This is a genomic window from Acinetobacter piscicola (genome assembly GCF_015218165.1).
Lineage (GTDB): Bacteria > Pseudomonadota > Gammaproteobacteria > Pseudomonadales > Moraxellaceae > Acinetobacter > Acinetobacter piscicola_A.
This window is the reverse complement of record NZ_CP048659.1, coordinates 1-13,163: the sequence shown is the minus strand read 5'-3', so window position 1 is coordinate 13,163 and position 13,163 is coordinate 1. Positions and strand designations below refer to the sequence as shown.

The 13,163-nt window shown below is 38.3% G+C and carries 9 protein-coding genes; 2 read left to right on the top strand and 7 right to left on the bottom strand.

The annotated features are described in order from the left end of the window. Positions 1–44: 44 nt before the first annotated feature. A complete protein-coding gene (locus tag G0028_RS00045; RefSeq protein WP_130075113.1) occupies positions 45–1,172 on the bottom strand; it encodes an anhydro-N-acetylmuramic acid kinase in 1,128 nt (375 codons plus the stop codon). Between the two features lie 80 nt (positions 1,173–1,252). Here G0028_RS00045 and tyrS point away from each other — a divergent pair, with 80 nt between their 5' ends. Next, positions 1,253–2,467 (top strand): tyrosine--tRNA ligase, encoded by a 1,215-nt coding sequence (tyrS, locus tag G0028_RS00040; protein WP_180046932.1) that lies wholly within the window; start codon positions 1,253–1,255, stop codon positions 2,465–2,467. Positions 2,468–2,589: 122 nt separating this feature from the next. Here the strand turns inward: tyrS and G0028_RS00035 are convergent, their stop codons facing one another. Further along, the gene (locus G0028_RS00035; protein ID WP_373687893.1) at positions 2,590–3,609 is read right to left on the bottom strand and encodes a putative solute-binding protein; all 1,020 of its coding nucleotides are present in this window, start codon (positions 3,607–3,609) and stop codon (positions 2,590–2,592) included. A 217-nt stretch (positions 3,610–3,826) separates the two neighbouring features. On the opposite strand from G0028_RS00035, the gene G0028_RS00030 reads away from it, so the two are divergent. Beyond that, complete coding sequence (locus G0028_RS00030; RefSeq protein WP_180046929.1) at positions 3,827–5,764, top strand: ATP-binding cassette domain-containing protein; 1,938 nt, start codon at positions 3,827–3,829, stop codon at positions 5,762–5,764. A gap of 582 nt (positions 5,765–6,346) precedes the next feature. Here the strand turns inward: G0028_RS00030 and G0028_RS00025 are convergent. From G0028_RS00025 to dnaA, 5 genes are all read right to left on the bottom strand, one after another. Beyond that, complete coding sequence (locus G0028_RS00025) at positions 6,347–6,712, bottom strand: hypothetical protein (RefSeq protein ID WP_174494069.1); 366 nt, start codon at positions 6,710–6,712, stop codon at positions 6,347–6,349. 178 nt (positions 6,713–6,890) lie between these two features. Further along, entirely contained in the window at positions 6,891–9,362 is a 2,472-nt protein-coding gene (gyrB, locus tag G0028_RS00020) for a DNA topoisomerase (ATP-hydrolyzing) subunit B (RefSeq protein WP_180046927.1), read from the bottom strand. A gap of 52 nt (positions 9,363–9,414) precedes the next feature. Then, complete coding sequence (recF, locus tag G0028_RS00015) at positions 9,415–10,497, bottom strand: DNA replication/repair protein RecF (RefSeq protein WP_130075118.1); 1,083 nt, start codon at positions 10,495–10,497, stop codon at positions 9,415–9,417. Between the two features lie 23 nt (positions 10,498–10,520). Further along, on the bottom strand, positions 10,521–11,669 hold the full coding sequence (gene dnaN / locus G0028_RS00010) for a DNA polymerase III subunit beta (protein ID WP_130075119.1): 1,149 nt from the start codon (positions 11,667–11,669) through the stop codon (positions 10,521–10,523). Positions 11,670–11,777: 108 nt separating this feature from the next. Continuing rightward, on the bottom strand, positions 11,778–13,163 hold the full coding sequence (gene dnaA, locus G0028_RS00005) for a chromosomal replication initiator protein DnaA (protein ID WP_130075120.1): 1,386 nt from the start codon (positions 13,161–13,163) through the stop codon (positions 11,778–11,780).

The window sequence follows — 13,163 nt, the reverse complement described above, 5'->3', positions numbered from 1 at the left end:
AATTTCGACCTCATTTTATATTTTAAATTGAATGATAAGAGCGATTAAACCGTTGTGATCGTCCCTAAAACACGATAACCCTTTGCCCCTGTCACAGCAGGTAAATTACCACTAAGCTGTTGATCAAAACGCATTGCCAACCAAGCAAATGCTGTTGCCTCGACCCAAGTTGGGGACAATCCTAATGCCGATGTCGTTTGTACTGACCAATTGTGTTTACGTAAACGCCAACGTAATTGCTCAAGCAAATGTGAATTATAAGCTCCACCGCCACAGACATAGACTTCACCTGTATCTAAAGGTGAACGATAGATGGCTTTTTTAATTGCACGGGTTGTAAGTTTTAATAAAGTTGCTTGCACATTTTCAGGCGTATCTTCAAGTTCATCATATTCTAGATCATTCTTCCAGTCTGCAATCTGCTCATCTAGCCATTCTAAATTAAAGTCTTCACGTCCTGTACTTTTGGGTGGTTCTTTAGAGAAAAACTCATGTGCTTGTAAACGGTCTAATAAACTACGAATCGGTTGTCCATATGCGGCCCAATTGCCATTTTCGTCATAAGGTTGCCCTGTATAGCGATGGCACCATGCATCCATAAGAATATTCGCTGGTCCTGTGTCAAAACCATAAACTTCATCAGGCTGACCTGCAGGTAATAAACTCACATTGGCAATGCCGCCTAAATTTAAAATTACGCGATGAATCGTGGGATGTTGAAAAAGTGACTGATGAAAAGCAGGAACGAGTGGTGCACCCTGCCCACCTGCCGCCATATCACGGCGACGAAAATCTGAAATGACAGGAATTTGAGTGATTTCAGTAATAATATTGGGATCACCAATCTGCAAGGTAAAACCATGTTCAGGACGGTGACGAATGGTTTGCCCATGTGAACCAATGGCTTTAATCTTTGATTTATCTAAGTTGTTTTCTTGAATCAGTTGATTGATTGCCTGACCAATCATGGTAGCAAGCGCAACATCTGCTTTACCCATTCGATCTATTTCATTATCACCTGGTAAAGTCAGTGCCATCAATTCATCACGTAAATCGGGATCAAATGGCACTGTCAGAGTGGCATGGATATGTAGCGGATCGAATGAAGCGGCAACAAAATCGACGCCGTCCATGCTGGTTCCAGTCATTACGCCAATATAGATTGTTGTCATGAGAGATTCTTTGCCTGCATTTTGCTGAAAAAATGTTAGTATATCGCACAAATGAGATAACTGATGTATTGGATTTTGTGATGTCAAATTTCCTTCCTGCGGAAGAACAACTCGCCCTCATTCAACGAGGAACCCATGAAATTATTTCTGAAGAGGATCTATTGAAGAAACTCAAGGAAAATCGTCCTCTAAAAATTAAAGCAGGTTTTGATCCAACAGCACCTGATTTACACTTAGGACATACAGTTTTAATTAATAAACTAAAAACTTTCCAAGATTTAGGTCATGAAGTTACTTTTTTGATTGGTGACTATACCGCAATGATCGGTGACCCAACAGGAAAAAGTGCAACACGTCCACCATTGTCACGTGAACAAGTTTTAGAAAATGCAAAAACCTATCAAGAACAAGTCTTCAAAATTCTTGATCCAAATAAAACTAAAATCCGTTTTAACTCTGAATGGTTTGCTACAAAAACTGCTGCTGATTTAATTCAATTGGCATCACAACAAACTGTGGCACGTATGTTAGAACGTGATGATTTTACCAAACGTTATAGTAATCATCAGCCGATTGCGATTCATGAGTTTTTATACCCACTTGTTCAAGGCTATGACTCCATTGCGCTTGAAGCGGATGTAGAGCTTGGTGGTACAGACCAAACCTTTAATCTACTGATGGGTCGTACATTGCAAGGTCGTTATGACCAAGAAGCACAAGTATGTATTACTGTGCCTATTCTTGAAGGTTTAGATGGCGTAAATAAAATGTCTAAATCTTTAGGTAATTATATCGGTGTATTTGATGCACCTGGTGCGATGTACCAAAAGGTATTGTCGATGCCTGACAGCTTGATTGAGCGTTATTTCGACCTTCTTAGCTTTAAATCTTTAGATGAAATTTCAATCTTACTTAAAGAAATTAAAGAAGGACGAAATCCACAAGAAGTGAAGAAAATTCTTGCACTTGAATTAGTAGAACGTTTTCACGGAAGCGACGCCGCTGAACATGCACATAAAGGTGCAGGTAACCTGATTACTGAAGGTGAATTACCTGAAGGTACACCTGAAATTACGATTTCACGTGCTGAGTTTGGTGGTGAAGTATCTATTATTTCAATTCTTCGTGCAGCAGGTTTAACCAAGAATTCAGCACAATCTAAGGATGCTGTTTCACGTGGAGCCGTTAAAGTAGATTGGCAAGCTGTAGATGCAAGTTATATGGTTAAAGAAAATGTCACTTTGATTATTCAAGCAAGTAAGAAAGCCATCGCAAAAGTGACTTTTGTCGATTAAAACAAATTCACTATTAGTAACAGCATTTTAAATAAAATCCCCAATAACAAAATATTGGGGATTTTTATTTCAAAGCATAAGATCACTACCGAGCATGTAGTGCATCATTTAACATTCAAACTTTATTCATCCATTAAAGAACATTCAAAGTTTGTCCGCTCAATCGTACAACGTGCTCTTTTTAAAACAGACATCATGGTTGGGTCATAAACACCCTGTTTGGTTAATTCCACTCGAGCATCTCGTACGATCATTTGATATTTTGTCGTCTGTTCCTTGGTTAATGTTAATTTATATTTATTCGGAATATCGCGTTCCGTTCGTTTTACATAATTTAATGTTCTTGGTAAATTTTTAACAAAAATTTCTCGTGAATTTACACCAAAACCTAAAGGAAATTTTTCAGGTCGTATCACCATCAGCATCGTCACATTAACCACAGGAAACATTACAACTGCCCCTTGCGCACCAAGACCTTTATGCATTTCAAAAGGTTTAAATAGGTAAGCCGGTGCGGCTGTCATATCCACTTGATTATTATTAAATTTAGCAACCAAATTAGATATTTCTGATGAAACTGGAACAGCTTTTATTTTTTTTAACATGTATCTTTGTGCTTCATCATAGCCCAAAAATGAAAATTTCTGTCCTTCTAAATCTTTGATTGGATCTTGAGGATTTTTAATTTTATTATATTTTACAAATAAATAAGCTGTCCCAATTTGGTCAATCCCCGCCACTTCAAAGGTATTTCCATTCACTTTAGAAATCATGCGCTTCGCATTTCTTTTATCCAAAGCGTACTTAATGGCTTTTTCAGCAATGGTAATATTAGGTACAGCGCCCAATGCATCAATAGAACCGGCAAATTTATTGTAATAACGTGCTCTTAACGATGTCAGATACACACCATCACATTTACCTGCTTTAAAAGCTGCATCTGCTTCTTCTTCCTTAGGATAAGGAATCAATTTAATATCCGCTCTAACACTTTGGGATGCTAAAGCCCACTCCTCCATGCCTTTAAAAATATCCCCTGAACGTCCTTGCACATCAAAAACACACACTGTTTGTTTGGCTTGCACCAATGTTGAAGTAAACAGAATGCATGATAGTAATGCCCCTAAATTTAATGTTTTTATTTTAAACACAGTTTATTTTCTCCTTACTGCAGTTTTTATCCTATATATTTTAATATGATTTGTATCACAAAAATTTATTTTTATCTGCTTTTATATACAAAAGCAGTAGTTTATATTTACCCAAATAGATAAATTATCATGAATCACGCTATTATTTTGGTTCAAGTTAAATTATCTATTAAAATGGCATATCTATTTTCCAATATAGCTTTTATTCATGATTCAGTTAGAACAACTTTCTTTACGCCGCGGTGGACGTATTTTATTTCAAAAGGCATCCATGCAACTTCATCCAGGTTGGAAAATTGGTTTAACTGGGGTCAATGGTGCAGGTAAATCAACCTTATTTTCAGCATTATTAGGTGGAATCGAATCTGACAGTGGCAGCCTCACACGTCCAAATGTATGGACTGTGGCACACATGGCACAAGAAATTAAAGCTTTAGAGATGAAAGCAATTGATTTTGTACTGTCGGGTGATGAAGAATATTGGGAAATTCAACACAAACTCAATGATCCTCAAAATTTAACTGATACTGAATTAGCACACTTATATAGTCGTTTTGACGAAATTCATGGTTACTCAGCACCATCAAAAGCATCACAATTGATGGCAGGTTTAGGTTTTTTTGAGCATCAATCTGAACGCTTAGTCTCAAGTTTCTCAGGTGGATGGCGGATGCGCCTCAATTTGGCACGTACGCTGATGAGTCGTTCCGATTTGCTGTTACTTGATGAGCCGACCAACCATTTGGATTTAGATGCAATTTTATGGTTAGAAGATTGGTTAAAAGCTTACGAAGGCACATTAATTTTAATTTCGCATGACCGAGACTTTTTAGACGCAATTACCGATCATATTTTACATATTGAAAATCAAGAATTAATTTTATATACAGGTAATTATTCTACTTTTGAAACAACCCGTGCAGAGCGTTTAGCTCAACAACAACAAGCTTTTGAAAAACAAGAAGAAGCCAAAGCACATTTACAAAAATTTATTGATCGTTTTAAAGCCAAAGCCACCAAAGCACGCCAAGCACAAAGCCGAATAAAACAACTTGAGCGTATGCAAGAACTTGCACCTGCACATATCGACACGCCATTCACCTTCAGTTTCCGTGAACCAAGTAAAATGAGTTCACCTCTACTGACTTTAGAACATGCAGATGTCGGTTATGGCGATAAACTGATTATTACCAATGTTAATTTACAAATTACCCCAAGTAGTCGTATTGGCTTATTAGGGATGAATGGTGCAGGTAAATCGACCTTAATTAAATCGCTCGTAGGTGACTTAGCCTTACTTCAAGGTATTCGCAAACCTTCTGAATTACTCAATATTGGTTATTTTGCACAGCATCAAATGGATGCACTCGATGGCAATGCTAGCCCAATGTTGCAACTTGCCCGTATTGCTGACCCTAAAATCAGCGAAGCAACGCTACGCTCATTTTTAGGCAGCTTTGGTTTTAGCGGCGAACGTATGGATACTCCGAGTGAAGGCTTTTCAGGGGGTGAACGTGCACGTCTAGCATTAGCCCTGATTGTTTGGTTAAAACCGAATGTACTCATTCTCGATGAGCCAACCAACCATTTAGACTTAGATATGCGTCACGCACTCACCATGGCATTACAAGATTTTGAAGGTGCTGTCGTTTTAGTATCACACGAACGCCAACTGATCGCCTCCGTCTGTGATGAACTGATTTTGGTGCACAATGGTCAAAGCAAAGAATTTGATGGTGACTTACAAGACTATGCAACTTGGCTACGTCAAGCACGTGTTGAAATAATGAAAAAAGGTCAAGAACCTGTTACCCCATTACAATCTCAAGTCGAAGTAAAACCTCAAGTTTCTAAAGTCGATAAAGAAGCACAACGTAAGCTTGCCGCACAACGCCGTGAACAAACCCGCCCTATTCGCAAAAATATCGAAAAATTAGACACACAAATCAGTAAAATTCAGCCTCGTTTAGCTGAAATTGAGGAGTCTCTTGCGGATACAGCATTATATGATGCAAGCCGTAAAGATGATTTACTCAAACTCATGAGTGAACAAACTGAATTAAAAACTAAACTTGAACAAGCAGAAGAACAGATGCTTGAACTCATGATGGAACTCGAAGCGCTTGAGAGTTCTTTTGAAGAATAATGTTTGATCAAGAGAAAGTAATTTTGATATTACTTTCTCTGCCTCTTTTATCTGCCTTCTGGTTCTGCTGTTTCTGTCCGTGCTTATATTTTTTAATGATTATATTTCAAGCATGTAGACATTCTAAAAACCATAAAACTTAAATTATAACTTTTAGTTATAGCTTAATATTTACCGCGTGGAACATATTTAAAATACTGATATGTGATTTATTCTCTGTTTCAGCTCCAACATTTTAGGCAAGCTTCAAAAACTCATCTCTTTTAAATTTAAATTCATTTTCCCCTACAATATAAAACAAAACTTATTTTTTAAATTCAAAAATCCTAAATGAACGATCAACAAATGAAATTTAGAACTGAAAAATGAATATATTGATATTTTTTTCGATGATTTTACTTATTTTTGCGTATTTTAACCTGACAAATTAAAGTTATCCACAGCTTTATTTAAGATTTTTTAGGTTATTTTTCTTTATTTTTTATCAATAAAAGATCATTTGGATCTCTTAAGCATGATAAAAAGCACCTAAACATGCTATTTCAAGTGCCTTTATTCAAACATGAAACACGAAGTATAAAATTATGATTCAATATGATGTTCTGTTGTACAAAACCTGAGTTCAGTAATTTTCCAATCTTCTTGAAATGTCCATTTTTCCTGAATCACTGTACTTTCATCTTCTAAATAAATTTTTATTAAACATACTGTTTGATCACGATTAAACTCATAATCCTCACTTTGCACATTAGGTTTCTGTGGCTTCCACACGCCATTTTTTACAGCATGAGCAATCTTTTCATAGCGCGTAAAATTACTCTCCACACGCCCTTCTTGCTCATAAACCACCTTAAATTGCGCATCTTCATACTGCGCTAAAACCTCGTAGTTGCCTGTAAAAAAAGCATTCACCCAAATATCACGCGTATGTTCTAACTGATTATCCATAACTCTAGCCCCTTGTTTTATCTCATGTTGTCTAACAAGATAGTGGCATAGAAATAAGACATTTTGATAAAAAAATCATGAACGTACAAAGATTCTAAAAATAAATACAAAACAGCAAGAAAAATCCCCCTGAATACTCATATTCAGGGGGATTTAAACAGATTGAGCTCGAAATTAATTAAGCATCAATATCTGCATTTAACGCATTTTCTTCAATAAATGCACGGCGTGGTTCAACGTCATCACCCATTAAACATGCAAACATACGATCAGCTTCAATCGCATCATCCACCGTCACTTGTAGCATATTACGGTTTTCAGGATCCATCGTGGTTTCCCAAAGTTGTTCCGCATTCATCTCACCCAAACCTTTATAGCGTTGGATCATCATGCCACGGCGTGAGTCAGAAAGGATGTGCTGCCAAACTTGATGGAAATTTGACACATTAATTTTACGCTCACCTTTTTGTAAATATGCGCCATTTTCCAACAAAGCGAACCAACTTTTCGAGTTTTTCAACAAACGAATATATTCACTTGAGCCCAATAAACCTGCATCTAACAAATAGTGATGCGGTAAATTATGCACATAAATGGTGATACGCGGGAAATAAACAGTTGAGCGAATGCCTTCAGCATCTTCACGATCAAAACTTTCAATACTCAATTCAGGACGTAAACTTGGTTGTGCAGTTTCAATTTCCACACGAAGCTTCTCAGCCCAATCTTGTACATAGTTTTGATCTGTCGTTTGATCCAACTTAAATGCTTCTAAGCCGAGCAAACCATCTAACAATGTTGCAGGATAGCGTAGTGTCAAACGATGCAAACTCTTTTGTGATGTTTGATAATCAGCAATTACATTTGCCAATGCTTCACCACGGATTGCAGGTGCATCTGCACTGATATGCAATTCTAATTCATCAATTGCATTTGAAATCAGGAAAGTCTCTAAAGCATCATTGTCTTTGATGTACTGTTCTTGCTTACCTTTTTTCAATTTATACAATGGTGGCTGTGCAATATAAATATGACCACGTTCCACCAATTCAGGCATTTGACGGAAGAAGAATGTCAATAAAAGCGTACGAATATGTGAACCATCCACGTCCGCATCGGTCATGATAATGATTTTGTGATAACGCAGCTTATCAGGATTGTATTCTTCACGTCCGATGCCACAGCCTAATGCTGTGATCAACGTACCTACTTCTTGTGAAGAAATCATTTTGTCAAAACGTGCACGTTCCACGTTCAGAATTTTACCTTTTAACGGTAAAATTGCTTGCATCTTACGGTTACGACCCTGTTTTGCAGAACCGCCCGCAGAGTCACCTTCGACTAAGTAAAGTTCAGACAATGCCGGATCTTTCTCTTGGCAATCTGCCAATTTACCTGGCAAACCTGCGATATCCAAAGCACTCTTGCGGCGTGTCATTTCACGTGCTTTACGTGCTGCATCACGCGCACGTGCTGCATCAATGATCTTACCTGCAATCGATTTAGCCGCCGCAGGATTTTCCAATAAATATTCAGAGAAGGATTTATTCATCGCCTGCTCAACCGCAGGTTTCACTTCGCTCGATACCAATTTTTCTTTGGTTTGTGATGAGAATTTTGGATCAGGCACTTTGACTGAAACAATCGCAGTTAAACCTTCACGTGCATCATCACCTGTCACCGCAACTTTTTCTTTCTTGAGAATATTTTCATTTTCAAGGTATTGATTTAAGCCACGTGTTAACGCTGCACGGAAACCTGCTAAATGCGTACCGCCGTCTTTTTGTGGAATATTATTGGTAAAACAACGCACATTTTCCTGATAGCTATCATTCCACTGCAAAGCCACTTCCACAGTGATGCCAGATTCAGCAATTTGTGAAGTGAAATGAAAAATATCATTGAGATGTGTTTTACCTTGATTAATATATTTTACAAATTCAGATAAACCACCTTCATAATCAAAAATGTGTTCAGCATGAATACGCTCGTCACGTAAAACAATGCGAACGCCCGCATTTAAGAAAGACAGTTCACGCAAACGACGCGCTAAAATATCAACATTAAAAATGGTTTGACTAAAAGTTTCAGCACTCGGCCAAAAACGTACAGTTGTTCCCGTAATCTCTGTATTACCAATCACTTTTAAAGGATAAACAGGATCACCATGTTTATACTCTTGTTGGTGAATATGTCCTGCACGATTAATGGTGAGTTCCAATTTACTCGATAAAGCATTTACAACTGAAACACCGACACCATGTAAACCGCCAGAAACTTTATAACTGTTATCATCAAACTTACCACCTGCATGCAGAATCGTTAAAATAACTTCTGCCGCAGACACACCTTCTTCAGGGTGAATATCTGTTGGAATACCGCGTCCATTATCAGACACACTCACCGACTCATCTTCATGAATGGTGACGATAATCTCATCACAATGACCCGCTAAAGCTTCATCAATGGCGTTATCAACAACCTCAAACACCATATGATGCAAGCCTGAACCATCATCTGTATCACCAATATACATTCCAGGACGCTTACGGACTGCGTCTAGACCACGTAATACTTTGATACTAGAGGAATCATAAGCCTTTTCAGTGGTTGGATCTGTTTGAGAAGCGATTTGATCTTCTGAACTCATGGTTTCTCCCTAGTGAAAAATAGGTCTAAATGAATTAGCGTAAAATAAAAAATCATGGCGCAACACGTTGAACTTGACCGTTGTCAACATTGAATAATTGGTAGGAAATAGACAAATCATGTAAATGTTTTTTTACTGAATCTTGATCCAAAGTCGTCAAAAAAACCTGACTCCCAAGTTGGCTTAATCGTTCAATTAAACGCTGTTGTGCAGTTAAATCTAATTCTGCTGTCACATCATCTAATAATACCACAGTTTCTTTATTACAGGCATGTAACATGGCAATTTGTGACAGTTTTAATGCCATGATGAGCAACTTTTTTTGCCCTCTAGACAGCACTACATCAGCATCGCCTGTTGTGGTTTTTAAACGCAAATCAGCGCGATGTGGGCCATACTCCGTATAGCGGCGCTCAACATCTTTTTGATGATATTGAATCAAGTCTTGTGCTAGTCCTTGCTCGACATGAAACCCTGCACTATAGTCCATTTCAATGCTTAAATTGGGCAACAATACAGCAAGATCTTCTGCCAAATAGGTTTTCCATTGCTCAACAATTTCCACGCGTTGTGAATGTAAAATCTCACCATATTCACTCAGCATTTTGTTCCACGGCTCAAGATCTTGTAAGCTGAGATTACGCTGCATTTTTAAGAGACTGTTGCGCTGTTTTAACGCCCGTGAATAATATTGCCATGCATGATAAAAATCAGGTTCCACGTGAAACATAAGCCAATCGAGTAACTGTCGCCTAGGTTTTGCCCCATGATCAATAATATCTGTGCTTAAAGGATCGATAAGTTGTAAAGGTAGAATCCTAGCCAACTGCCCTTGTGTTGCGACAGAGTCACCATTGACCTTAATCAGTTGCTCACCACTGAGTAATTTCTGCATTCCAATCTTTTCAGTCGCAGATTGAGCAAAGATCAACGCATCTGCAGTGTCATTTTGAATATAATGTTTTGGCATATGCGTTCGAAACGAACGCCCTGTCGCAAGCAAATGTATTGCCTCTAAAACAGAAGTCTTTCCTGAACCATTTTTGCCATAAAAGACATTAAACGGCTGCAACTCATGGAGTGCAACCGCTTTTAAATTTCGAACACGCTGTATATTAAGCCGTGTAATCTGCATGATCTTAAACGTTAGACCGAAGATTAAACACGCATCGGCATCACAACATAGGTTTGGTTGTCTTGGGTTGGATCTTGCACCAATACCGACTGATTTGCCTCAGTCATGGTCATTGACACATCATCACCATCTAACACACCCAATACCTCTAAGATATATTGTGCATTAAAAGACATTTCCATTGGAGTGTTGTTATATTGGATCGCTAAGTCTTCAACCGCCTCATCTTGCTCTGGGTTATTGGCACGCAATTGCAAAGAATCAGCATTGAAGTTTAAGAATACACCGCGTAATTTTTCATTACTTAAAATTGCCACACGCTGCAAAGATTGCTTAAACACATCATGTGCAATCAATACATTTTTATCACCACCACGTGGAATCACACGGCGATAATCAGGAAATTTCCCATCAATAAGTTTGGTCGTGAAGCGTACTGTAATGTCACCTTGTTCTTTATCACGACTCGGTGCTTGAATCGTCACATTGAGTAATTCACGTCCGATCAATAAAACCAGTTGATCATCTTCAATACTCAATAAACGTTGTAATTCTGCAACCGCTTTACGTGGCACAATCGCTTGTACCAACTGTGTTGCATTAGATTCAGCTAAGGTTTCACACATTGCCAAACGATGACCATCTGTAGTAACTGCACGCAATTGATTTTGATCAATTTCAAGCAATGTCCCTGTCAAATAGAAACGCACGTCTTGCACTGCCATTGCAAATGCCGTTTTTTCAAATAAACGTTTTAATTCACGTTCAGTCACTTGAACTTGTGTCCCTTGACTATTTTCATTAGCTAATAATGGATAGTCTTCAGCAGGTAAAGTCCCCAACACAAAACGGCTATTACCTGATTTTAAAATACAACGCTGATCTTCAGTAATTTGTAAATCAATCAATGCTGCTGTCGGTAAAGACTTACAAATATCCATCAACTTACGCGCAGGAACAGTCGTTTGACCTGCTTGGATACATGCCCCTTCAGCAAGGGTGGTACTTGCGACCAATTCCACTTCCAAGTCAGAACCTGTAATGATTAATGCCTGCTCGGTCACTTGGATTTTAACGTTTGAAAGAATGTTTAAGGTATGACGGCGTTCAACAGCACCCACTACATTAGACAAAACATTGAGTAAGCTCTCTTTCGCGATTTTCAAACGCACTGTGGAATTCCTCTAAACACAAATTAAAAATGATAGGATAAATATATTTTTAGTCCTGTACTATGCGGCAGATTATATCGCATTGCAAGAACATAATTTGATCAAAAATTAGCTTTGAAGTAAGCGCATGAGATTTTTATAATCTTCATTAAAAATCGGGTCTTCATTACACAAGCTTTGCACTTTTTCACATGCATGCATCACGGTACTGTGGTCACGACCACCAAATGCCATACCGATTTCAGGGAAGCTATCCCCTGTCAGCTCACGGGCTAAACCCATTGCCAACTGACGTGGACGCGCATAGATCCGTGTACGCTTTGGTCCAACTAACTCTTTCAAAGGAATACGGAAATATTCACTCACCACACGTTGAATATTTTCAGTGCTAATGGTACGTGCACGAATCGCAAGTACATCCTTCAAAGATTCACGTACCACATCCAAATCAATGGCTGAACCTTTAAAGCGTGAAATCGCCACAACTTTATTTAACGCTCCTTCGAGCTCACGAACATTGGCAACCACTTGCTGTGCAATAAACAACGCACAATTTCTTGGCAAATCGATACCGTTACTTTCAGCTTTTTTAAGTAAAATCTCAATACGAGTTTCAATATCAGGTGGTTCTACACCAACAGATAACCCCCAAGAAAAACGTGAAACTAAACGAGGATCGAGTTCAGTCAATTCTTTTGGATAACGGTCTGATGTCAAAATAATTTGTTTTGATTCATCTAATAAAGCATTAAACGTGTAAAAAAATTCAACCAAACTGGCTTCTTTTCCTGCCAATAAGTGAATATCATCCACTAACAGCAAATCCAAAGAACGACAATTTTTCTTAAATTCTTCAACTTTTCCTTTTTGCAAAGAACTGACAAAATCCTGTACAAAACTTTCTGCTGTCATGTACATCACACGAGCATTCGGTTTCGCTTGCAATAATGCATTACCAACAGCTTGCATCAAGTGTGTTTTACCCAAGCCTGTCGGACCATATAAAAATAATGGATTATGTTGTGACTCTCCCAATTGCGTTAACACCTTACGACAGGTTTCTGCTGCCATTTGATTTGAACGCCCTTCTACAAATAATGCAAAAGTGAACTGAGGATTAAGTAATTTCTTTTTCGCATTTTTTGTAACAACCAATTCTGGCTCTTTGTCTTTCTTTGGTTTTGCACTTGGCACAGGTGTACTGTCCAACGCTGCCGTTGTGGTTGCCGGCTGTTCTGATGCAGACAGAATCGCACCTGGACGAGAATCAACCAAAATTTCAACCTTACGAATACGACCTTCAGAAAGTTGCTCAGCCAATATGGTAATGAGTTCCAGATGATGCTCTTGGATATAACGAGTCCAATAAGGATTTGGCGCATACAATTTTAATGTATCGTCCGTTTCATCTGCAACCAAAGGACGAATCCACATGGCAAAGACATTATCAGAGAGCTCTTGTCGCAAGCGAGTTAAGCAGTCTGTCCAAAGCAT

Excerpts from the sequence above, each read along its gene's own strand:
- recF (WP_130075118.1), bottom strand. The coding sequence starts at position 10,497 with ATGCAGATTACACGGCTTAATATACAGCGTGTTCGAAATTTAAAAGCG.
- tyrS (WP_180046932.1), top strand. The coding sequence starts at position 1,253 with ATGTCAAATTTCCTTCCTGCGGAAGAACAACTCGCCCTCATTCAACGA.
- dnaA (WP_130075120.1), bottom strand. The coding sequence starts at position 13,163 with ATGCTTTGGACAGACTGCTTAACTCGCTTGCGACAAGAGCTCTCTGAT.
- G0028_RS00030 (WP_180046929.1), top strand. The coding sequence starts at position 3,827 with ATGATTCAGTTAGAACAACTTTCTTTACGCCGCGGTGGACGTATTTTA.
- gyrB (WP_180046927.1), bottom strand. The coding sequence starts at position 9,362 with ATGAGTTCAGAAGATCAAATCGCTTCTCAAACAGATCCAACCACTGAA.
- G0028_RS00045 (WP_130075113.1), bottom strand. The coding sequence starts at position 1,172 with ATGACAACAATCTATATTGGCGTAATGACTGGAACCAGCATGGACGGC.
- G0028_RS00025 (WP_174494069.1), bottom strand. The coding sequence starts at position 6,712 with ATGGATAATCAGTTAGAACATACGCGTGATATTTGGGTGAATGCTTTT.